The sequence below is a fragment of the Cupriavidus sp. 10L43_2 genome (assembly GCF_056395265.1).
The window spans coordinates 195,145-216,471 of the sequence record NZ_JBFTJE010000001.1 but is presented as its reverse complement, the minus strand read 5'-3'; the positions used below and the strand labels follow the sequence as shown (position 1 = coordinate 216,471).

General features: G+C 65.4%; 19 protein-coding genes. 12 read left to right on the top strand and 7 right to left on the bottom strand.

Annotation, left to right across the window (positions count from 1 at the left end; genetic code table 11):
- Positions 1–107 precede the first annotated feature (107 nt).
- The 6 genes from AC1DEL_RS00910 to wecB form a co-directional block, all read right to left on the bottom strand.
- Complete coding sequence (locus tag AC1DEL_RS00910) at positions 108–1,112, bottom strand: hypothetical protein (RefSeq protein WP_477159052.1); 1,005 nt, start codon at positions 1,110–1,112, stop codon at positions 108–110.
- Entirely contained in the window at positions 1,109–2,206 is a 1,098-nt protein-coding gene (locus AC1DEL_RS00905; protein WP_441591240.1) for a bactofilin family protein, read from the bottom strand. The genes AC1DEL_RS00910 and AC1DEL_RS00905 overlap by 4 nt, the downstream gene beginning before the upstream one ends.
- Positions 2,207–2,208: 2 nt before the next feature.
- Complete coding sequence (locus AC1DEL_RS00900) at positions 2,209–3,786, bottom strand: glycosyltransferase family 2 protein (RefSeq protein WP_477125098.1); 1,578 nt, start codon at positions 3,784–3,786, stop codon at positions 2,209–2,211.
- A 64-nt stretch (positions 3,787–3,850) separates the two neighbouring features.
- Positions 3,851–5,629 (bottom strand): polysaccharide deacetylase family protein, encoded by a 1,779-nt coding sequence (locus tag AC1DEL_RS00895; RefSeq protein ID WP_477125099.1) that lies wholly within the window; start codon positions 5,627–5,629, stop codon positions 3,851–3,853.
- A 145-nt stretch (positions 5,630–5,774) separates the two neighbouring features.
- Positions 5,775–6,110, bottom strand: a complete 336-nt coding sequence (locus tag AC1DEL_RS00890) for a hypothetical protein (RefSeq protein WP_092293998.1) — start codon at positions 6,108–6,110, stop codon at positions 5,775–5,777.
- A gap of 79 nt (positions 6,111–6,189) precedes the next feature.
- On the bottom strand, positions 6,190–7,374 hold the full coding sequence (wecB, locus tag AC1DEL_RS00885; RefSeq protein WP_092294000.1) for a non-hydrolyzing UDP-N-acetylglucosamine 2-epimerase: 1,185 nt from the start codon (positions 7,372–7,374) through the stop codon (positions 6,190–6,192).
- An 811-nt stretch (positions 7,375–8,185) separates the two neighbouring features.
- Here wecB and AC1DEL_RS00880 point away from each other — a divergent pair.
- From AC1DEL_RS00880 to metC, 10 genes are all read left to right on the top strand, one after another.
- Entirely contained in the window at positions 8,186–9,175 is a 990-nt protein-coding gene (locus AC1DEL_RS00880; protein ID WP_477105180.1) for a Bug family tripartite tricarboxylate transporter substrate binding protein, read from the top strand.
- Positions 9,176–9,187: 12 nt separating this feature from the next.
- Complete coding sequence (locus AC1DEL_RS00875) at positions 9,188–10,468, top strand: LLM class flavin-dependent oxidoreductase (protein WP_441591237.1); 1,281 nt, start codon at positions 9,188–9,190, stop codon at positions 10,466–10,468.
- A 159-nt stretch (positions 10,469–10,627) separates the two neighbouring features.
- Positions 10,628–11,623 carry a tripartite tricarboxylate transporter substrate binding protein gene (locus AC1DEL_RS00870; RefSeq protein ID WP_477125100.1) on the top strand — a complete coding sequence of 332 codons (996 nt, stop codon included), beginning with the start codon at positions 10,628–10,630 and terminating at the stop codon, positions 11,621–11,623.
- A 101-nt stretch (positions 11,624–11,724) separates the two neighbouring features.
- Entirely contained in the window at positions 11,725–12,549 is an 825-nt protein-coding gene (locus AC1DEL_RS00865; protein WP_092294008.1) for a transporter substrate-binding domain-containing protein, read from the top strand.
- A gap of 11 nt (positions 12,550–12,560) precedes the next feature.
- Positions 12,561–13,439, top strand: a complete 879-nt coding sequence (locus tag AC1DEL_RS00860) for a transporter substrate-binding domain-containing protein (protein WP_477125101.1) — start codon at positions 12,561–12,563, stop codon at positions 13,437–13,439.
- Positions 13,436–13,594, top strand: coding sequence for a hypothetical protein (locus AC1DEL_RS00855; RefSeq protein WP_477125102.1), 159 nt, complete (start codon positions 13,436–13,438; stop codon positions 13,592–13,594). The genes AC1DEL_RS00860 and AC1DEL_RS00855 overlap by 4 nt, the downstream gene beginning before the upstream one ends.
- Complete coding sequence (locus AC1DEL_RS00850) at positions 13,591–14,337, top strand: amino acid ABC transporter permease (protein WP_477125103.1); 747 nt, start codon at positions 13,591–13,593, stop codon at positions 14,335–14,337. The genes AC1DEL_RS00855 and AC1DEL_RS00850 overlap by 4 nt, the downstream gene beginning before the upstream one ends.
- Complete coding sequence (locus AC1DEL_RS00845; RefSeq protein WP_441591235.1) at positions 14,327–15,139, top strand: amino acid ABC transporter permease; 813 nt, start codon at positions 14,327–14,329, stop codon at positions 15,137–15,139. The genes AC1DEL_RS00850 and AC1DEL_RS00845 overlap by 11 nt, the downstream gene beginning before the upstream one ends.
- The gene (locus AC1DEL_RS00840; RefSeq protein ID WP_441591234.1) at positions 15,126–15,980 is read left to right on the top strand and encodes an amino acid ABC transporter ATP-binding protein; all 855 of its coding nucleotides are present in this window, start codon (positions 15,126–15,128) and stop codon (positions 15,978–15,980) included. Before AC1DEL_RS00845 ends, AC1DEL_RS00840 begins: the two co-directional genes overlap by 14 nt.
- 12 nt (positions 15,981–15,992) lie before the next feature.
- Positions 15,993–17,192, top strand: a complete 1,200-nt coding sequence (gene metC / locus AC1DEL_RS00835; RefSeq protein ID WP_454758114.1) for a cystathionine beta-lyase — start codon at positions 15,993–15,995, stop codon at positions 17,190–17,192.
- 102 nt (positions 17,193–17,294) lie between these two features.
- On the opposite strand, the gene AC1DEL_RS00830 is transcribed toward metC, so the two are convergent.
- The gene (locus AC1DEL_RS00830; RefSeq protein WP_477105182.1) at positions 17,295–19,532 is read right to left on the bottom strand and encodes a rhodanese-like domain-containing protein; all 2,238 of its coding nucleotides are present in this window, start codon (positions 19,530–19,532) and stop codon (positions 17,295–17,297) included.
- Between the two features lie 324 nt (positions 19,533–19,856).
- Here AC1DEL_RS00830 and AC1DEL_RS00825 point away from each other — a divergent pair, with 324 nt between their 5' ends.
- Together AC1DEL_RS00825 and AC1DEL_RS00820 are read left to right on the top strand one after the other, a co-directional pair.
- Entirely contained in the window at positions 19,857–20,582 is a 726-nt protein-coding gene (locus tag AC1DEL_RS00825; protein WP_092294021.1) for a GntR family transcriptional regulator, read from the top strand.
- The gene (locus AC1DEL_RS00820; RefSeq protein ID WP_092294023.1) at positions 20,579–21,319 is read left to right on the top strand and encodes an ABC transporter ATP-binding protein; all 741 of its coding nucleotides are present in this window, start codon (positions 20,579–20,581) and stop codon (positions 21,317–21,319) included. The genes AC1DEL_RS00825 and AC1DEL_RS00820 overlap by 4 nt, the downstream gene beginning before the upstream one ends.
- Positions 21,320–21,327 lie beyond the last annotated feature (8 nt).

Genomic DNA, 21,327 nt, shown 5'->3' with positions numbered 1-21,327 from the left:
CCAGGAGCCTCCGGCCCGCAAGCTGCCGATGCACCATACACCGCTTCGCCATGGGCGGTCGATGCGAACTGGCCCGAAGGGCAGGTTATGGTCGCGGGTGATGCAAATCAGCGACACCGCATGCCAGCCGGAGGCGGTGCCACCACCTGTTCCGCAGTGAGGCGTGACGCGAATGCCAGGTACAGCGCCTCCTCCAGGACATTCCAGTGCGTGCCATGCCGGAACTGGATGGAGCGCATGCGCCAGCACGCAATCGCTTCCTTGTCTCCCATCTTGTCGGCCACCAGGGCCACCAGTCCCCACGGAAAGTCGGCCTCGGACATCTGCAGCCAGACCATGCGGTTCTCCTTCATCCACAACGCGTAGGCCGCCGCATGGGGCCGGCTGGCGGGCCGGATATCGGCCAGGATGGGGAAGATCTGCGCCACGGCGTCCGGGTAGAACTCCGACTCGGTGCGTGGCTGGGTGCTGACGAGGTAGCCCAGGTTGGGGCGCCAGAACACCCGCAGGATGTCCTTGTCGAGCTGTTCGGCCTTGCGCATCCAGCCGGCGGCGCCTGCGGCATCGCCGCGGCGCCGGTGATAGTCGCCGACAGCCTTGAAGGCACTCGACACTTCCACGTTGTCCATCAGCAGGGCCACCGGAAGCTTGGCCGAGATCAGGTAGACGCCGGAAGCCGGGGCGCGCAGGGTGTCCAGGTGCCGGCTCGCCTTGTCGAAACTGGCCTGCCACGCCGGCGGCATGCCCTTGGGCGGCGCCGCGCGTACCAGCAATTCCATCCAGACCGCCATCAACGCGTCGTCGGCGTCAGCCTCCTGGCACGAGACGAAGCGCTGGCCTTTCACGCAGTAACGGTCGAAGCGTCCGTCCGCGTGCTGGCGCGGAAGCAGCCAGCCGATCCAGCGGATGGCCGCGGTTCGCGTGGTCATGCCGGCGTCCTGSGCMGCCAGCAGYGCCTTYGMSGCAAAGTACGGATCGATCGAGTCCCCGTTGAAATAGGTCGTGATCGCCCCGTCGGGCCGCTGGTAGTCGGCCATCACCAGCTCGGCGGCGCGCGCCGGCGCGGTGAGGCTGGTAGCAATCAGGAGGAGCAGCGTGAGCAATGTCTTCATGGTATGCCGGGGCATGGTGGAGTGGCCGCATGGCCATCCGACAAGACCCTTCCTCCCTCCGGGGCGCATGCCGCGCCATAAACCACTGTTCCGGCGCACACGCGAAGCACCGGCGCCACCAGGGTGGTGCATTTGTCCGCTGTGCCGATCGTACAGCGCGCGCCGACATCGATCTCGCGCTCGGCGGCCACGGGTCCGGCGATGACGCATTCGCGCGCCACCGAGATGGCGCCCGCGGCAATCAGGGCCCCGTCGATGCGCACCCGCGTACCCAGCCAGATGCCACCGCTTGCCTTGACGCTGCCAATGATGCGCGCCCCGGTGCCGATCCACAAGTCGCCATGCACGACAAGGTCGCCGCGATACAAGGTGCTGGCGGGAAATGTCAGATCATGCGTGACCAGCCAGCGGCCATCCCTGGCTTCGGGCGGCACGATGACGGCATGGGCCCAGTCTCCCCCGGCCGGTGCGGCGGCATCCATGTCGAATGGCACGCCAGCGTGGCGTGGGCCGAACCAGATCACCGCGGCGCTGACCGAGGTGAACTCGCATTCGTCTTCCAGGCGGATGCCGTACAGCGCCGAAGCTGGCCCGAGCAAGCGCCCCTTCGCCTCCACGTGGATACTGCGCGCATGCGCCCAGCGCTGCAGCTCGCTGCCGCTGCGCATCAGGATCTCGCCTTCGGACAGCAGTACCTGCGTGCGATTGCGCCGGCCCGTGGAAATACTGCGGCGGCCGTAGATAGGCCGGGAAAACGTGTGGAGATCCGGAAGCACCAGCGATCCGCCGGTGACGATGGCGCGCTCGCACACGCCATCGAATGCCTCCGCCGCCTTCGGCATGAACTTGCCAGTGACATGGACTACGGGGCCCAGGTCGTCGAGTGGGTGTGCCACGGCGTGCAGGCCGTTGCCATCGCCATGCCGCGCGGCGAGCGCGCGGAATCCCGCCGCCACCGCCGCGACGTCCAGCGTATGTTCGCCATCGATGGCCAGCGGGTGGGTATCGCGGCGGCGCCGCCACTCGATCACGGACGGCAACAGCGGCAGCGCAAAGACCAGCATGGTGAGCGTGCCGAGCAGCAGGGGCCACATGGTCAGCTCCTCTGCCGGTAGCGCGCCGTCTTGTCCCACCGCATTTCGCGGCGCAGCAGGTAGTCGAAGACCACCTGGCTGAAGATGGCGCGCGACACGGCCAGCATGCTGACCAGGAAGCCGAAGTAGTTCAGTGGCAGCAGGCGGATGCGTTCACGTGTGCCGTCCAGGTAGACGGCAGCCGCGATCTCGAAGAACGCCGCAAAATTCCCGAGCGTCCCATACGACATCAGCGCGAACAGGATCACGGCTTCACCGAACAGCGAAAGACCGCCGGCATAGAACAGCAGGATGGCCATCAGCCAGCCGAGCAGCATCAGCGGCGCCATCATGTAGATGCCGAGCAACGCCACGCCGTCGATCTTTTCGAACAGACCGTGGTGCCGGCAGGTGGTCATCTTCAGCCCGTGTCGAAACAACGCCTGATTGTGGCCCTTGGTCCAGCGCATGATCTGTCGTATGCGCACCGGCCAGGTCTCTGGCACCTCCTCATAGCATTCCGACCAGTTCTGGTAGACCGTCTTCCAGTTGGCCAGCAGCAGCCGGTAGGTCACGTCCGTGTCTTCGGCCAGCACATCGTCGTGCCAGCCGCCCACGCTGCGCAGTGCCCGCATCCTGACGCCGCCGACGGTACCGCCATACTGCGGCACCAGGCTCAGGTTCATGCGCGCCTGCTGGTCCACCTGGTAGCCGCCAGAGCGTTCCAGGTCCAGCAACCGCGTCAGCAGGTTGCTGCCCAGGTTCAGCGGCACCACGCGGCCCATGGTTGCGCCAACCTCGGGATCGAAGAACGGGGCCACCAGTTGCTTGAGCAGATTTACCGGCGGCAGGTAGTCCGCATCGAACACGATGATGATGTCGCTGGCGACGGCCTCGCTGGCATCCTTCAGGGCGGCGGCCTTGCCGGGCTTGCCACTCGTGCGGTGGAACGGCGTGACACGGCCCGGGTATTGCCGGACGAAGTCGTCGATGATTTCGCGCGTGCGGTCGCTGGAGCGGTCATTGACGGGCATGATGGTGAGCCGGTCGACGGGATAGTCCGCGTGCAGCAGGCACTTCAGCGACCCGGCGATCACCGCCTCCTCGTTATGTGCCGCGACCAGCACGGTCAGCGTGGGCCAGTCCGCGATGTCGATGTCCAGGTACGGGTGGCGCTGCTCCCCGAACAGCCGGTTCAGCGTGAACAGGTAGTGACGAACGGCATAGAAGAGCACCAACCCCACGATCAGCATCAGCACGACCGTCATGGGCCGCGCGATCGCCCGGGTTTCCTCGCGCAGGGGCGGCTTCAGCGCCGCGACGTTGGAGCGGGGGCGGGGGCGCAGCGCTGGCTCAGGCGCGCCATCGCTTTCCAGCGTGTCCAGCATCGGCATCGCAACTTCCATCGCGCCGGCACCGGGTCCGGCAGCGGCGAGCGTCACGGTTCCTGGCGACGGCCTGGTGGCGGTTTTCGGAGGGACGGACCCGCGGGCGAACGATTCGCCCCTCACAGGTGCTTCCGTGGCCTTCGTCTCGGGCGCGGACATGCTGAAGACCAGCAGTGCGTTCATCGAGAGAAACAGGCGATACACCAGGCGCATGCTCAATGCCCTCCCGTGTCGTTTTCCGTGGGGCTTGCCATGCTGCCGCAGCCAACCCCGCGCATCAGTGCTTGCCGGCGACGAATGCCAGCGAGTTGCCCCCCGTAGCGGTGACGATCCAGTTGGCGGCATCCCACGTCACCGTGGCGAGTCCCTGCGTCACCACCGGCTGGCTATAGCCGGAGCGCGGCAGGACCCAGGCCATGTCGGTCAGGTCGGTCGGGTGGCTGGCCTGGAACGACCATGCGTTGCCGGTATCGGTGGCCTGCCAGGTGGTCTGCTCGCGACGCTGGCCGAACTGCGCCAGGGTATCCATCGTGTACCAGTTGAACTGCCCGCTGGCCTTCAGGTTGGCGGCTTTGTTGAACAGGGCATTGAGCACCGTCGGGTAGTCGGCGGCGCCCCGCGGATGCATGTAGATCAGCCGGCCGGTGCGATTCTTCACCACGAAGTCGATCAGTTGCCGGTACCAGGTGGTGATGGTGGCAGCCGGAACGTTGAACTCATCGAACTCTTCGAACGTGGCATAGGGCCCGAACGGCATCACCGGGAAGGCACGGATGGTGTTGTTCGACAGCACGCCATTGCGATAACTCCGCGTCGGTGCCATGCCCGTATGGCCGAGGAAGTAATAACTGCTGTTGCCGTTGGCCTCCAGCCAATTGACGGACCACTGCGGTGTATTGCCTTCCGGCGCGGCGTATTCGACGACCGGTATCGCGGTGGCACTCTCCACGCTTTGCTTGTTCATCACCAGGTACTGCTCGAAGGTGGCCTGGTTGGTCTCGCTGGCGTTGGCGCCCCAGAAATCATGAATCCAGCCCCCATGACTGCCAATCCGGTGCCCCTTGGACAGCAGGTACGCCACCAGCTGTTGGGCCGTGATGTTGCCGGACAGGTTGACGCCTTTGGCGTCACCGCCGGTGATCTGGTCCGGACCCGCCGTGATGGAAATGGAGAAGGGGCCGTTGTTGAAGGTACCCCGGCTCTTGAGAACGTTCGCGGGTGCAACCTGGTCACCCGCGCAGAAGTGCCAGTTCAGCACCAGGCCGCCACGTGCCTGAGGCTGGGCCGAGAGGCGCGCCATCTTCATCAGGTTGCTGCCGAAGTAACGCAGGAAGCCGTGCATCAGCATGCCGTCCGTCTGGCCCTTCAGGTACGAAAGTGGCAAGTTGACGAACAGCACCCGCCCCGATCCGACATTGCGCAACCCCGCCACGAGACCGAAGTTCGGCGAGGTCACCAGGGCGGTGCCCGTATAGGTGCCCTGGGTGACGAAACTCGGATAGATCAGGAAGCCGTAGACATAGCCCGAGATGCCTTCCACGGGATCGGTGCCCGCCGCATCCCACACCATGGATTTTCCCGGCGGCACCTGCAGGGTCCTGAGGGTGGTCCCCAATGCGGTGATGGGTCCCACGCCGATCATGTTACCGAGCAACTGGTCGTAGAGCACGTAGTCAACGCCGGCCAGGCTGCTGAGCCGGCTTTTGGGCGATGCATAGAACCCCGTGGTGGTCAGCGCGCCGAAGTCGTACACCAGCATCAGTTGCCCGCCCTGGTTCGCATACGTATCGAGCGCCGCGATCAGCGCATCGCTCGCATTCACATGGACCTGGTCTGGCAGGATCACGCCGGAGAACTGGGCGGGGGTAATCCCCTGCTGGAATTGCGTGTCGTTGATGACGGTGATCTTCAGTCCCTCTTCCTGTGCGGCGTCCAGCCACGCCGAGACGCGCGGATCGGGAAGGCTGAGGCCATCGGGCACCAGCAGTGCGATCTGATTGGTGGCGGCATGCGTCATGGCCGGCAAGACAGCGGCCAACGCGAGCGCAAGGAGCATTAACGCGCTCGTGCGCCGCAGGAAAGATTGGAGTTGGTTGAACACGGTCATCTCCCAACGCGATGAATATCGGTTTGCCTCCCGGTACAAGCCAGGCGGCCGCGACGCGTACATACGCGTATGCGTGCGTGTGCCTGAAGGGCCGTCAGTCCGGCTCGGCCGCCGGCGCCGGTGCAAGCGTGTACTGGCCCGAACGCACTTTTGGCCCGGCTTTGACCTTCTTCGGCTGTTTAGCCTTGATCTTGTCTTTTTGCGCCTTGTCCTTGCCCTTGCCTTCGGATTCGTAGGCGAAGTCGAGCTGGACGCCATGGTCGTAGCCTGCCAGCCCTCCGGGGTCCGCCGGACTCGCGGGCAGGTAGAGCGGCGCGCCAGCCGTCGCCGTCGTCGCTTCGCCGGTCAATGCGGCAAAGGTGGTGGCGGGTGCCGTGGCACCCGCGACAGCCACAGCTGTTGCTGCTGCTGCAATACGTGAGAGGTTCATGGCTTCGCTCCTCTTGACCAACTACCAGCCCGGCGGGCGGTTGCGCTGAACCGCCGATGTCGCCAGGACAGGTCCTGTACTACAGGCTGACGGCGTCGGCATCGGCCGACTCGTCGCCGCATTCCCCATATGCACCGGGGTGCTCGCCCTCCAGCGCCTGTACGATGCGTTCGCTGGCGCGGCCGTCGCCGAACGGGTTGTGGGCACGCGCCATGCGCGCGTAGGCCTCCGCATCGTTCAGTAACTGTTCTGCCGCCACGATGAGCCTTGCCGGATCGGTACCCACCAGCCGCGCTGTGCCGGCGGCCACGGCTTCCGGCCGCTCGGTGGTTTCCCGCGTGACCAGTACCGGCTTGCCCAGCGCCGGCGCTTCCTCCTGGATGCCGCCCGAATCGGTGATGATCAGGTGGGCGCGCGACATCAGGAACACGAAGGGCAGGTAGTCCTGGGGCTCGATCAGGTGGATGTCCGGATGCCCGCTCAGGATCGCCTGCACCGGTTCTCGCACGCGCGGGTTGAGATGCACCGGGTAGACGATCTGGATATCCGGATTGCGGTCCGCCAACGCGCGCAGCGCGGTGAACAGGCGCTCGAATGGCGTACCGAAGTTCTCGCGACGATGCCCCGTTACCAGCACGAGCCTGCGCGACGCATCCAGGAAGGGATAGCGCGCGCTAAGTTGGCAACGCATCTGCACATCGGCATCCAGTCGGGCCTTGACCCGCAGCAGGGCGTCAATGCCGGTGTTGCCAGTCAGGCTGATGCCGCAGGGATCGACACCTTCGCGCAACAACGCTTCCCGGGCCTGCCGCGTCGGCGCGAAATGCCAGGACGCCATCACGTCGGTCACGCGCCGGTTCATCTCTTCAGGCCAGGGGGCGCCGAGATTGCCGGTGCGCAGTCCCGCTTCGACGTGTCCGACGGCCACGTTGCGATAGAACGCCGCGAGCGTTGCGGCCAGGGTGGTCGTGGTATCGCCATGCACAAGCATGGCATCCGGCAGGAACCGGTCCAGCACGGAGTGCACGCCGGAAAGCACACGCGTGGTGATGTCCGACAGGCTCTGACCATGGCTGATGACGTTCAGGTCGAAGTCCGGAACGATGTCGAAGAGCCGCAGTACCTGGTCGAGCATTTGCCGGTGCTGGCCCGTTACGCATACCCGGAGATCGAAATTCGCGGATTCCCTGAGCCGATGGATGAGCGGTGCCATCTTGATGGCCTCGGGGCGGGTACCGAATACAGCCAGCACTGTCTTGGGCATGTCGGTCTCTCCTGCAAAAGGGGGTCATGCCGCCGGGGCGTTGGCGATGCTGCCGATCGCCTTTGTCCCCACACTTCCCGCGCGCAGGGCGCTGCGGATTATTACCAGCCAAACATAATCATGGCGCACTTATGTCCCGTGAAGCTACATCACGACAGAGGGGAGCGATGCCTGTGCCACCCTCTCGTAGCACGTTGAATCCACAGAGAATTCGGACAAGTCAGCGAACGCATACATCGCCTCGGGTGTGGAAACGGTTGCAGGAGCGATACGGGGGGCGAACCGTGCATCGGGATCTCGATGCCGACGCGGTATCCGATGCTGCACCGGCACCCCCCACAACGCCTGAGAAGTCTGTTGCACGGGGCGTGAATTCCATGGGGTGGTGAGATGTCGGCTTTCGGCGTCGTCCGGCAGATGTGTTGCGGGCTCCTCGACCGGAGGGTCGCAACACAATGTGGGCGGTGGAAAGCCGGGGGCACACGTGGAGCGAAATGGGCCTTGTGGACTACAGCAAAGGGATGACGAATGTCGAGCTGCCCTCACCCGGGAGCGCTGAGATCCCTCTTACGACTTAGCCCCCGGGAGTACCGACCGGGAGGGGGCATTGGTTACAAGAATGAACATCGTGCAGATCAGAGTTACCTATTTCCCGAAGTGGTCGCATCACCCGTGGCCCCGGGTGCAAGCCGCTTATCACCTGAGCGGCTAACGACATGACGAATCGGCAGTTCCGGCGCCACGCGTATCGACCTACGATGGTCGGTCTGCTTCATGCGCCCAAGCCCATCTTTTTCCGTTCCCGATCGTCATGCACTTTCCCGCTCTACCTGCGCCCCTGCGCGCCGCGCTTGCGGTACTCGCCGTGCTCCACGCCGCCACCGTGACCGCATCTGCACAACAGCCCTTCCCGTCGAAGCCGATCAACTACGTGGTGCCCTATACACCCGGAGGCACCAATGACAACGTCGCACGGATCATTGCCAGGCGGCTGGCCGAGAAGGCTGGACAACCGGTGGTGATCGAATACAAGGCCGGCGCAGGCGGCACGCTCGGGGCCGGCTTCGTGGCGGCGTCTCCGGCGGACGGATACACACTGCTCAATACGTCGATCGGCAACCTGGCCATCGCTCCGCAGTTAATGACCGTAAAGTTCGACCCGTTTTACGACCTCGTGCCCGTTGCCTATATCGGCAACTCGCTGGCGACGGTGGCTATCAACCCAGCGCTGCCGATCCGAACACTGCCGGAGTTGATTGCCTACGCGCGCGCGAATCCCGGCAAGCTCACGTTCGCCAGTTCGGGCAATGGCACCCCGGGGCACCTGGCTGGCGAACTGCTCAAGCGGCTCGCCAACATCGATATCCGGCACGTGCCCTACAAGGGCAGTGCGCCGGCCGTGGCCGATGTGGTGGCGGGCCACGTGGACCTGGTTTTCGATCCGCTCAGCACGCAGTTCATCAAGCAGGGTAAGCTGCGCGCGCTCGCCTACTTCGGTGGTGCGCGTTCGCCAGACCTGCCCAACGTGCCCAGCATCCGCGATGCGGGTATCAAGGGCTGGGAAGACTCGCTGGCCGGTGCATTCTTCATCACCGCGCCGCGCAACGTGCCGCCCGAGGTGCTGGCCAGGCTGCGTCAGTGGATCGGCGAGATCCTGGCAGAGCCCGACACCGTTGCCGCGCTGGGCCGCGTCCAGGTGGATGTGCAGACGCTGACGGCGGAGCAGACGTCGCAGCGCATCCGCCAGGTACACGAGATTGCCGCGCGTGTGGTCAAGGACAGCACAGTGCAGGGAAACTGAGCAGAGACAATCATGAAACTTGGATTGTTCCTGCTCGCGGCCGGGCATCATGCGGCCGGTTGGCGATACCCAGGCGCCGAGTCTGGTACCGAGAACATCGACCTGGTCGTGCGTATGACACAGGCGGCCGAGCGCGCGAAGTTCGACATGGTGTTCTTCGGCGACCGGCTGCTGACTTCCGCCGACGCCCATCCTTCGATGATCACGCGCCCCGATCCGCTGGCCATGCTCGCTGCGCTGTCGATGGTGACCACACATGTCGGGCTGGCTGCCACCGCGTCGACGACATACAGCGAACCGTTCAACCTGGCGCGAACGCTGGCGACCATAGACAAGTTGTCGCGCGGCCGCGCCGCGTGGAACATCGTGACCACATTCGCGGACGGCTCGGTGAACTTCAGCCGCAGCCGTCACCCCGATCACGCCGAACGCTATGCCATTGCCGAAGAGTTCGTCTCGGTGATAAAGGGGCTTTGGCGCTCGTGGGATCCGGACCCGTACGTTCAGGACAAGGCTGGTGGCATCTATATCGACGTGGACAAGATGCACCCGCTGAACCACGAAGGCCGTCACTTCTCGGTCGCCGGCCCACTCAACGTCACGAACAGTGAACAGGGACAGCCCGTGCTGATCCAGGCAGGTTCGTCGGGCCCGGGCCAGGCATTGGCCGCGCGTCATGCGGAAGTGGTTTTCACCGCGCAACAGGACCTCGAATCGGCGACCGAGTTTGCAAACGGCCTGCGCCGGCAGGTGGCTGAAGCGGGACGCGATCCGCGTCATTGCCTGATCATGCCCGGCCTGATGCCGATCATCGGCGCGACCGAGGCAGAGGCACACGACAAGCTCGCGCAACTGCAGTCCTTCACCGACCAGTCGAATGCGTTGGCCATCCTGGCCGAGCAACTCGCCGTCGACGTGTCTGGCTTCGCGCTCGACGCGCCGCTGCCGCCATTGCCCGCGCAGGTCGTCGTGCATAGCCGCAGCGCGTTGCTCATCAGGCTGGCGCGTGACCGCGGGCTAACGCTGCGCCAGCTCTATCATCTGGTGGCCAGTGCGCGCGGCCACCAGATCGTGGTTGGCACCGCCGCACAGGTGGCCGACCACATGATCGAATGGGTGCGTGCCGGCGCCGCCGATGGCTTCAACATCATGCCCGCCTATTTCCCCGGTGGATTTGAAGACTTCACGCGCGAGGTGGTGCCGATCCTGCAAGCTCGCGGAGCGTTCCGACGCGACTATGAGGGCCGCACGTTGCGGGACCATCTTCAATTGCCACTTCCGCAGGGTCGTTGACGCCACGTTGAGCGTGCAAGTCGGGCGCGCATATCCAAGTACGAAAAGATTTGTTCGTATTGGATGCATCCCTCCATAAGCTGATTGGTCCGCGACATTGCTTGACTGCATGCCGACATCGTGTCGGCAGGCGTGTCCGGACTCATACTGGCTTTCATCATGCTGCGCCGCAGACTGCTCGACACATTGAAATCCGCACTGGTGGCCTTTGCCTGCTCCGCCTGCGCAACCGCCGCCATCGCCGACACGCCGGCCGACAGCTTTCCGGCCAGGACCGTCCGCATCATCGTACCGGTGTCGGCTGGCGGCAGCGCCGACAAGCTGGCCCGTACATTGGCGCAGAAGCTCAGCGAGCGGTGGCACCAGAGCGTGGTGGTCGAAAACGTGTCCGGCGCCAGCGGCACAATTGGCGCGGCCCAGGTGGCCCGCGCCACGCCGGACGGCTACACGTTGCTGCTGGGCGGCGAAGGCGTAACGCTAAATGCTTCGCTGTTCAAGCGGCTGCCCTACGACACGCGGCACGCATTCCGTGGCGTGACCAAGGCTGTCGTCAGCCCGCAGATCCTGGTCGTCCGTCCCGACCTGGGCGTGAGAACCTTCGGCGAGTACCTGGCGCTGACGCGGCGCAAGCCCGGCGAACTCGCGCTGGGATTGCCCGGCAATGGTGGGATCGCCCACGTCGCGCATGAAATGCTGTCGCGCCAGCTCGGCATCGAGGTCAACTACATCCCATACCCCGGCGGCGGCCCTGCCACGCTTGATCTGCTCGGTGGCCATATCGACGCCACACTGATCACGCTGGCCGCCGTCACCGACTACGTGCGCAACGGACGCCTGACCGCGCTCGCCGTCACCACGCCCTACCGTTCGAAGGCGCTCCCGCAAGTGCCCACGATGGCCGAATCCGGTGCACCGGGCTTCGCGGTGGAAAGCTGGCAGGGCCTGCTCGCCCCGGCCGGCACGCCAACCGAGGTTGTCGAGCGCATCAACCGCGATGCCACGGCCGTGCTGACCCAGCCGTCCACCAGGCAGCAGCTTGAAGAGGCCGGCTTTGTTGTGGTGGCCTCTTCGGCGCGGGCGCTCGACGACACGCTATCGAAGGATTTTCCCCGATACGCGGCGGTCATCGTGTCTGCCGGGATCACGCTGAACTAGCTGCTGCGCACCGCCGCCGCGCCCCTTCATGGGAATCTCCCTTGCTGTGCAGCGGTGCCTTTTCCAGGCGCCGGCTGACCAGCTTCCACTACCCAAGCCTCATGACAACCGACCACACCCTGCGCGCCATCGCCGCACTCGCGTTCACCCTCCTCGCCACGCAGCCGGCGCACGCTGATGCCACGCTCGACAAGATCAAGCAACGCGGCAAAGTTGCCATCGGCGTGCTGGTCAACGGGGGCCCTTTCGGATCGATCGATCCTGCGACCCAGCAACTGATCGGCTGGAATCCCGAACTTGCCCGCGACCTCGCCCGGCGGCTAGGCGTGGAAGCTGAACTCGTACAGGTCAATCCGTCGAACCGCGTGCAGTTCCTGCAGGCAGGCAAGGTAGACCTGCTGATCGCCTCGATGGAGTACAACGCCGATCGCGGTGAGCTGCTGTCCTATGCGCCCACGCCGTTCTATCGCGTGGGCGGCACCGCCGCGGCGCTCAAGACCAGCGGCATCCATCAATGGGATGACCTTCGCGGCAAGACCGTCTGCGCATCGCAGGGCAGCAGCTTCGTGAAGCCGCTGCAGGAGCAATACGGCGCCCAGGTACGCGGTTTCAAAACCGCATCCGAATCGCTGCTGGCCTTGCGTGGCGGCCAATGCGTGGCGGCGGTCCATGACGCCACGCTGATCCATCCGCTGCTGCGTACCAATGCCGAGTGGGCCGGCTACGCAGCGCCGATTCCGACCGAGATCCTGCCCGCGCCATCGGTGGTCTGGGCGCGCAAGGGGGAGGCGGATACCGTCGCCGCAGTAGACAAGGTCGTGCAGGAATGGCACCGCACGGGCTGGCTGATCGGCACGGAGAAGCGGCTTGGCATTACGCCGCCGCAGCCACTGCTGCCCGAGTTGCAAGCCAGGTACAAGGGTTGAGGGGGCGCCCGATGGACAAGCGTCTCGTATCGAGCGCCCTGCTGCTGGCTGGGGTCGCGCTGGCGCATACCGCATGGGCTGACGCCACGCTCGACAGGATTCGGCAGCGCGGCAAGCTGTCGGTGGGCATCGATGGCGCCAGCCCGCCATTCGGCCTCCTCGACACTGCGACCGGCAAGACCGGCGGCTACCAGACGGAACTGGCGGCAGACCTGGCCCGGCGCCTTGGCGTGCAACTTGAGACCGTACCGGTAACCGCATCCACGCGCGTGCAGTTCCTGCAGGCCGGCAAGGTCGACCTGCTCGTGGCCAACATCCAGTGGACGCAGGAACGCAGCGAGATTCTGAGCTTCGCGCCCACGCCCTACGACCTGGTCGGCGGCGGCGCGATGGTGTCCAGGCAAAGCGGCATCAAACGCTGGGAGGATCTGCGCGGGAAGGTGGCCTGCGTATCTCAGGGCAGCAACTTCGCGAAGCCGCTGGCCGAACAGTACGGCGCCGTCGTCAAGGGCCTGCGCGGCATTCCGGAATCCCTGCTGGCGCTCAAGGGGGGCACGTGCGCGGCGTCAGTGCATATCCAGCCAGCGCTGTACCAGACGCTGACCGGCCCCAACAAGGCCGAGTGGACCGCCTTCGCGCTGGCCACCGAAGATCAGTTGATCCCTTCCCCAACCGTCGTGTGGACGCGGCGCGGCGAACAGGACACCGTGGCGTTTGTCGACACGGCCATCCGCGACTGGCATCGCACCGGCTTCCTGCTCAGCCAGGCCCGCAAGTTCGGCGTGCCGGACGGTGCCTATATCAGGGCCGCCCACGACCATGCCCGCCAGGGCAAGTTCGACGTGGCGCCGCAGGATTTCACGGTCTTCACGGAAAGCCGGAAACCATGACCACGCCGTCCATTACGTCGTCCCAGCGTGCCCGTCGCGTCCGGCTGTCGCCGATTGCGGCCGCCGGGCAGCGCCATGTGCTGGAAGCGGCATTGCGGCGCATCGCGCAGGCCGTGGGCACGCTGCGCCCCGCGCCAGCGGAGGCGCGCCCATGATTGACGCCTGGATCGTCTCCGTCATCGCCGCCCTCAAACCGTTGGGCCTGAACTATGCGTTCGTGCTGGACACCACCGAGCGCACCGCGTTTCTCCACGGATTGGTCGTCACGCTGCAACTCTGCGCACTGACGATTCCGTGCAGCCTGGTAGCTGGCGCGGTCCTGGCCGCGCTACTCACGTCCGGCAAGGCGGCCCTGGCCACGCCAGCGCGTGCGTTCGTCGAACTGACGCGTAACACGCCCACGCTGGTACAGCTCTATTGCGGCTTCCTCGTGCTGAACATGCTGATTACCCAGCATCTGCACAACTTGGGCAGCAGCAATCCGCTGACGCCGTTCTTCTGGGTCGTCGCCGTCGTCTCGCTGCACAAGGCCGTGTTTCACGCCGAGGCGCTCCGCGCCGGCATCGAAGCCGTGCCGGGGGCCACACTGGAAGCCGCGCGCTCGCTGGGGCTCTCCCGCCGGCAACTGCTGCTGCAGGTCGAATTGCCGCTGGCCGTCCGATTCGCGCTGCCCTCGCTGGTCAACAACCTCGTCGACCTGGTCAAGATGACTGCCGTCGCGTCGGCCATCGCCGTCGGCGACGTCACGTACGAGTCCATCATGATCTGGACCCAGCGCGACAATGTGCTGGAGCTGCTGCTGTTGATCCTGGCATGCTTCGGATTGCTGACCTGGCTGGTCAGCCGAACAGGACGCTGGCTGGAACTACGCTTGAGGATGCCCGGCTATGGCCAGTAATCCGCTCGCCCTGCGCTGGCGCGTGGCGCCCAACCCCGTCAGGAGCGCCCTCCTCAGTCCCTGGGCGCTCGCCGCCGTGTGCGTGCTGGCCGTGGTCGGATTCTGGACCGCCACCGGTAGCACCCCGGCTGTATTCCGCAATCTCTGGACCTGGTCACCCGCGCTGCTGCGCGGCATGGGGGCCAATATCGAGATCAGCATCCTTGCGATGGCGCTCGGCACACTGGCCGGCCTGGTCATCGGGGCGCTGTCCCTGTCCACCTATCCTTGGGTACGCCACATGGCGCGTCTGTGGGTACAGGCGTTCCGCAACGCGCCCATCCTGGTGCTCGTGTACTTCACCACCTACGTGTTCCCGTTCGAGCTTCACATCGCCCATTGGACCGTGCCGTTCCCGGACTGGATCAAGGTCGTGCTGGGTCTCGCACTCCCCGCCAGTGCCAATGTGGCCGAGATTTTCCGCGGCGCGATCCAGTCGATTCCAAGTGCTCAGTGGGAGGCCGCCCAGTCGCTGGCGTTCCGTCGCAGCCAGATTTTCCGGCTCATCGTACTGCCGCAGTGCCTGCGACGCATGCTACCGCCGTGGATGAACCTGTACGCGAGCATCACCATGAGCACGTCGTTGGCCTCCCTGGTTGGCGTGCACGACGTGGTCGATACCGCCCAAGTGGCCAGCAATACCGTGGCCCGCACCGATTTCACGGTGCTGGTCTACTTCACGCTGCTGGGCCTTTTCTTTGCTTACTGCTATCCGATCGCGCGCGCCACGCGTGCGCTGGAGCGTCGTCATGACCGCCACTGATTCCTTCCTGCGCAGCCGGCAGTCGCCGGCGCCGGCCGCACCGCTTGTCGCGCTGCACGATGTCCACCTGACCTTCGGCGACAACAGCGTGCTCAAGGGTATCGACGTCGAGGTACGACGCGGCGAGGCCGTGACCATCATCGGGCCGTCCGGTTCGGGAAAGAGCACGATCCTGCGCTGCATCACTGGCCTGCTGCGGCCGCAGCAGGGGCAGATTCGCGTTGGCGATACCGCGGTGGAGACCCTGTGCACCGAAGACGAGCTGATTGCGCTGCGCAAGCGCGTGGGCTTTGTCTTCCAGCAATACAACCTGTTTCCGCACCTGACCGTGCTGGAGAATCTGGTGATCGCGCCCACTCGCGTGAATGGCCGCACCCGCCACGAGGCCGAGCAGGAAGCCCATGCGCTGCTGGGCAAGGTGCGGCTGTCGGACAAGGCACACGCCTATCCGGGCGAGCTGTCGGGCGGTCAGCAGCAACGGGTGGCGATTGCCCGGGCGCTAGCCATGCGCCCGGAGCTGATGCTCTTCGACGAGGTGACGTCTGCGCTCGATCCCGAAACCGTTGGCGAAGTGCTGACCGTTATCCGTGAACTGGTGGAAGACGGCATGACCTGCGTGCTGGTGACGCACGAAATGCGTTTCGCGGCCGAAATCAGCGACCACATCTATTTCACCGAGGCTGGTCGCATCGTCGAGCACGGTCCGCCCGAGCAGATCTTCGGCGCTCCCCGCCACGAACGCACGCGCGCATTCCTGCGCCGGGCGCTGGGCGCCATCCCGCGCCTGCCCGCCGGATTCAATGCCGCGTTCGCCCCGGCATCCGCAACCATCCAAGGCTGACAAGGACGATCGATGAGCCAGAATTCCGCAGACGGCATCCACACGCGGCTACTGCATGCCGGCGCACCGCGCCTGCGCAACGGCGTCGGCCCCGTCAACGTCCCTGTGGTGCGTACCAGCACGGTGCGCTTCGAGGATATCGAGACGCTGGCCGACCGTCAGCACCGCCGCTCACACGGCGAGCGCATTGCCACCTACGGTCGCCACGGACTCGACACGCATGAGGCGCTGGAAGACGCGCTGTGCACGCTCGAAGGCGGGCATCGTGCATTCCTCACGCCGTCCGGATTGTCGGCGATTACGCTGGTGCTGCTGGCGCTGCTCGGTCCGGGCGATCATGCGCTGGTTTCCGACACGGTCTACGCACCACTGCGTCGGGTTGACCAGACACTGCTGCAGCGGCTGGGCGTGCAGATTCAGTACTTCTCGCCCGCACACGACAACCTTGATGCATTGATCCGCACCAATACGCGGCTCGTGTACGTGGAGTCGCCGGGTTCCTTGCTGTTCGATGTCCTGGATCTGCCTGCCCTGACCGCCATTGCCCGCGCGAGGGGCGTTCCCGTGGCCATCGACAACACGTGGAGCGGCGGCTGGTTCCTGCAGCCGCTGCGGCTGGGGGCCAATATCTCGATCCAGGCTGCAACCAAGTACATCGCTGGCCATTCCGACGTGATGCAAGGGGCAGTCGTGGTCGACGGCCAGGCAGTGGCGGACCGCATCGCCAACGCGCACGAAGCGCTGGGCCTGACGATTGGTGCCGATGACGCCTACCTGGCATTGCGCGGACTGCGCACGCTGCCCGTACGGCTCGCGCAGCACCAGCGTAACGCCACCGAGGTAGCGCAATGGCTACAGCGGCAGCCGCAGGTCGCCCGGACCTTCTATCCTGCGCTGCCCGAAGACCCCGGCCACGCGCTCTGGAGGCGCGATTTCACCGGCGCCAGTGGGCTGGTGTCGTTCGCTCTGCTGGGGACAGACCATGCCGCCGCCGGCCGTCTGGTCAATGCCTTCCGGCTGTTTTCGATCGGCGCTTCGTGGGGCGGCTACGAGAGCCTGGCACTGGTGGCGCCGGCCGAACGGCTCAACGCATCCCGAACTTGGCAGGAACATGGCAACAACGCCCCGGTCATCCGTCTGCATGTCGGCCTGGAAGATCCGCGCGACCTGATCGCGGATCTTCAGCAAGCTTTCCAACGCACCATCGCCTGAGGAAAGCATGCGCGACATCGACCCATTCGCCCGAGACACGCGGCGGCGGCCAAGGCGGCTCTGCCAGGTGTATGCGCACGCCGTCTGGCGTGGCAGTTCGATTCAACTCGCCGTCTCGGCCGCCGCGATCAGGCGGATGCCGATGTCGCCCTCGCGCCCCAGTTGTTCCACGAGATTGACCTCCCAGTCGAGATACGCCTGGAAGCCGGCATTCCGTTGCGCGACATCGGAATGCTGATACGGGCTGAACCAGTAGTCGTCGTCGCCGGTCAGCACCCGCTCGCCACCCGTTCCCACGGGTAGCCCTGCAGCCACCCACGCCTGCGTACCGCCGCTTAGGTAGCGGGTATCACGGCCAGTACGCGCCACCAGTTCCGCGGCTACCGCGCGCGCGAGCACGCCATCCGACGAAGTGATCAGGATGACGTGATCTGCCGGAATGTCGGCAATCAGCGCTTCCAGCCGGTCTGGCACAGCGAAATACGCGCCCTCTGCATGGCGCTTCTCGTAAGCGGATCGTCGCTCCACATCGAACAACCTTGCCCTGCCGGACGCCAGCCGTTGCGACGCCTGCTGCGCCGACACCGGCGCGGCAGGCGGTTGCGATATCAGCACGCGCACCGGCTCCGGGCCGGTCACGAGACCCGCATGGGCCTGAGGAGCGTAGACGAAGACCTCGTAGCCGCCTAGCTGCGCCAGCCACGCGGCCGTCGTCAGCGCGCGCACGCCGTCGAAGTCCGCCAGAACAATGCGCGCACGGCGCGTGGCCAGGTACTCGTCGGTCGCCTGCACCAGTTGCCCGCCTGGGGCCCAGCGCCAGCCGGGCAGATGGCCCCCCTCATACTCGCTGCGCGTTCGCACATCGAATCGGTACAGCGTACGCGTCTGCGACACTGCCTCCAGTCGTTCCAGGCCGGCGGCGTCGATCCTCTGTACACCCGCGCGCGCGGCCACATGCTCGGCGCGAGCACGGGCGCCATCGAGCGTTGTGGCGGATGGCTCCGGCAGCGGCGTCACGCGCCCCTTCGCCAGCATCCGGCCAGACAGCAACCAGGCCATCGTACCGTCCTTGAGCGACGCCACCGGGTTGGGAATGCCCGCATCGATCAGCGTTTGCGCGCCCACAATGCTGCGCGTGCGGCCCGCGCAATTGACCACCACAAGCGTGTCGGGGTTCGGCGCAAGTTCGCCAATTCGGTAGACCAGCTCCGCACCAGGCAGGCTATGCGCGAACGGGAGGCTGAAATCGGCAAACTCCTCGGTGGTGCGGCTGTCGACCACGACGATGTCGTCGCCTTCTTCGATACGGCTGTGCAGCTCGTCGACGTCGATCCAGGGCGTATGCTTCTCGTGCTCGATGACCTCGCCGAACGCCTTGCTGGGAACGTTGCTGCCCGTGAACAGCTCATTCCCGGTCGCAGCCCAGGCGGCGACGCCACCTTCGAGCACGGACACATTGCCCCAGCCCAGGCGTACCAGCTTTGCGGCCGCCTGGTGTGCGAGCGCGTCGGCATTGCCGCCGCCGTCGAGCAGTACGATGCGCGTGTCGCGTCTTGGCACCAGGCGATCGATCAGCAGTTCCAGGCGCCACAATGGTGCGGACGCCGCCAGCAGCGGATGGCCCTTCGTATGGACGCCAGTCTCGCGAACATCGAGCAGCGCGATCTCCTGCCCATCGGCCAGCGCCTCCTTCAGCGCTGCGGCCCCGATCACGGGCGCGGCCAGCCGGCGCGGCGGGCCAAAGTGGCGGTACGTGCCGCCGGCCTTGCTTTCGAACACCACGCGGCCTGCCAGACGATCCAGCGCCAGCCCGTAGAAGTGCAAATGCAGCCCTTTCTCCTCACCGATCAGTTCGATTGTGTGTACGTCGTCCGGCAGCAACGTCACGGAGGTGCCAACCACGACATCGAATTCGTCGATCTCGTGCAGTGTGTCGCGCGCCGGGTCATCGGTCCCCTCACGCGCGTAGAAGTTGTTCCGTTCGCGGCCACTGATGCCGGCAATGATCGCCCATGTGGTGTGATCGTGCGGCGGTTGCGCCTTGCCTGGCAGCCCGGCTGACACATACAGCGCGAACCTGCCGTCGATATCCTCGGCCAGGCGGTAGACCTGTGCCGGGTTGCTGGCGGACACCGGAAAATGCTCACCTGGAAACAGTTCGCGTTCCTGGCCGAGTGCCTCCAACGCCCGCGCAACCGGTTCGAGCCCAGCCTTGTCGGTCACAGCAGTGCTTCCGAGCAGGCGGCGCGCTTCGGCGATGAATCCGGCTACGGCCCGGTGACGGCGGCTGGCGATGTCGGTTCCTGCTGCAGCAGGGAAAGATGTCTGAGATGCGGTCATGTCGAAGGGCCAAAGGGTCGGATGGGGACAAGCTACCGACTCTAGGGCCTGCCGCGTGCGCAAGGAACGAACAAACACGCACAAGGTTATGCGTGATTGGCAATAGGCCGCGGCGTGATGAGCATCGGCCAGAAGACCCATGTGGCCCGTGCCACGATGTCAGCCTGAGCATCCCACAAGCCTGAACTGCCCAGTCATAGCGGCCCCTTCATATGCTTCTGTAAATCTGTTCGTTTGCTTCCCCACAGCCCGGCCCTAAGCTACGCCCATGTATTGCAAGGCGGACATGAATGCCGCCAGACGACCGCCAAGGAGCAACGAACAATGAGCGTGCAGGCTGGAATTGCAGAGGAGACGCAGGACGCCAGCCTGGGCCTGGCCGCCTACGCGGCACTGCGCCGCGACATCCTGTCCTGCAAGCTGGTGCCAGGCACGCTGGTCACCGAAGGCGAGCTGATGACGAGCTACGGCTTCGGCAAGAACAGTTGTCGCATTGCGCTCACGCGGCTAGCCCACGACCGCCTGATCTTTGCCCGGCCACGTCGCGGCTACCAGGTGGCGCCCATCACGCTCAAGGATGTGGAGGAAGTCTTCGCCCTACGTGTACAGCTGGAACCGATGGCGGCCCGGCTCGCCATCGGCCGCGTCGATACGGGGCTGCTGCACGGGCTCGAGGCGGCTTGCCGCGATGAGTACGCGATTCCGGCACCACGCCGCATCGACAAGTTCATGGACGCCAACAAGCAATTCCACCTTGCCATCGTCCAGGCTACTGGCAACGAGCGGCTGACGCGCACGCTGTCGTCGCTGATGGACGAGATGTCGCGGCTCGTCGCGCTCGGCTTCAATGTCCAGCGCGTGCGTCCGGAGATCCGCCATGACCACAGTTCGCTGATCAAGGCGTTCGAGGATCACGACGAGAAGGCCGCCGAAACGATTGCGCGCCGTCACATCGAGGCATTCCGCACTCAGACCATGGAAAAGGTCTACGCCAGCTTGTCGCAGGCCGGCACATCCCTCCCCCTGCGTGTTGTGGGAAATTTCGCATGAATCCGCCCATTCTGTCTGCGCTGGGGATCGTTAAGCGCTTTGGCGCCATCACGATTCTGGACCGTATCGACGTGGCCGTGCGCCGCGGGGAGGTACTTGCACTGGTGGGTCCGTCTGGCTGTGGCAAGAGCACGCTGCTGAACATCCTGTCTGGGCTTTTGACCCCAGACGCCGGCCAGCTCGCGGTGGACGGCGTGCCCGCGACGCAGGTTTCTGACTGGCGCCGTATCGGCTACATGTTCCAGGAAGATCGGCTGCTGCCGTGGCGCAGCGTGCGCGACAACGTCGCGTTCGGCCTCGAAGCCAGCAGCCTGTCGCGGGCCGGCCGTCGCCGTCGGGCAGACGAGATGCTCGAACTCGTCGGCCTGCACGCCCGGGGCGATGCCTGGCCGCACGAGCTGTCGGGTGGCATGCGCAGCCGCGTAGCGCTGGCCCGCAGCCTGGCCGTGCAGCCCGAAGTCCTGCTGATGGATGAGCCGTTCTCCAAGCTCGATCCTCAGACCCGCAGCCAAATGCATGAGGAACTGCTGCGCATCCAGGCGTGCAACCGCATGACCGTCGTCTTCGTCACGCACGATATGGAAGAAGCCGTGGTGCTGGCCGATCGCGTGATCCGGCTTGCAGCGCGGCCCGGCCGCGTAGCCGACGTGGTCAACCTGGAAGAACTGCTCCGGCCACGTGTCCCCACCGAGCCGGTCGTGGCAGAACAGGTGCGCGTACTGCGCGCCGCTGCATGAGGAAAGGC

Excerpts from the sequence above, each read along its gene's own strand:
- AC1DEL_RS00905 (WP_441591240.1), bottom strand. The coding sequence starts at position 2,206 with ATGTGGCCCCTGCTGCTCGGCACGCTCACCATGCTGGTCTTTGCGCTG.
- AC1DEL_RS00900 (WP_477125098.1), bottom strand. The coding sequence starts at position 3,786 with ATGCGCCTGGTGTATCGCCTGTTTCTCTCGATGAACGCACTGCTGGTC.
- AC1DEL_RS00895 (WP_477125099.1), bottom strand. The coding sequence starts at position 5,629 with ATGCTCCTTGCGCTCGCGTTGGCCGCTGTCTTGCCGGCCATGACGCAT.
- AC1DEL_RS00890 (WP_092293998.1), bottom strand. The coding sequence starts at position 6,110 with ATGAACCTCTCACGTATTGCAGCAGCAGCAACAGCTGTGGCTGTCGCG.
- wecB (WP_092294000.1), bottom strand. The coding sequence starts at position 7,374 with ATGCCCAAGACAGTGCTGGCTGTATTCGGTACCCGCCCCGAGGCCATC.
- AC1DEL_RS00880 (WP_477105180.1), top strand. The coding sequence starts at position 8,186 with ATGCACTTTCCCGCTCTACCTGCGCCCCTGCGCGCCGCGCTTGCGGTA.
- AC1DEL_RS00875 (WP_441591237.1), top strand. The coding sequence starts at position 9,188 with ATGAAACTTGGATTGTTCCTGCTCGCGGCCGGGCATCATGCGGCCGGT.
- AC1DEL_RS00870 (WP_477125100.1), top strand. The coding sequence starts at position 10,628 with ATGCTGCGCCGCAGACTGCTCGACACATTGAAATCCGCACTGGTGGCC.
- AC1DEL_RS00865 (WP_092294008.1), top strand. The coding sequence starts at position 11,725 with ATGACAACCGACCACACCCTGCGCGCCATCGCCGCACTCGCGTTCACC.
- AC1DEL_RS00860 (WP_477125101.1), top strand. The coding sequence starts at position 12,561 with ATGGACAAGCGTCTCGTATCGAGCGCCCTGCTGCTGGCTGGGGTCGCG.
- AC1DEL_RS00855 (WP_477125102.1), top strand. The coding sequence starts at position 13,436 with ATGACCACGCCGTCCATTACGTCGTCCCAGCGTGCCCGTCGCGTCCGG.
- AC1DEL_RS00850 (WP_477125103.1), top strand. The coding sequence starts at position 13,591 with ATGATTGACGCCTGGATCGTCTCCGTCATCGCCGCCCTCAAACCGTTG.
- AC1DEL_RS00845 (WP_441591235.1), top strand. The coding sequence starts at position 14,327 with ATGGCCAGTAATCCGCTCGCCCTGCGCTGGCGCGTGGCGCCCAACCCC.
- AC1DEL_RS00840 (WP_441591234.1), top strand. The coding sequence starts at position 15,126 with ATGACCGCCACTGATTCCTTCCTGCGCAGCCGGCAGTCGCCGGCGCCG.
- metC (WP_454758114.1), top strand. The coding sequence starts at position 15,993 with ATGAGCCAGAATTCCGCAGACGGCATCCACACGCGGCTACTGCATGCC.
- AC1DEL_RS00830 (WP_477105182.1), bottom strand. The coding sequence starts at position 19,532 with ATGACCGCATCTCAGACATCTTTCCCTGCTGCAGCAGGAACCGACATC.
- AC1DEL_RS00825 (WP_092294021.1), top strand. The coding sequence starts at position 19,857 with ATGAGCGTGCAGGCTGGAATTGCAGAGGAGACGCAGGACGCCAGCCTG.
- AC1DEL_RS00820 (WP_092294023.1), top strand. The coding sequence starts at position 20,579 with ATGAATCCGCCCATTCTGTCTGCGCTGGGGATCGTTAAGCGCTTTGGC.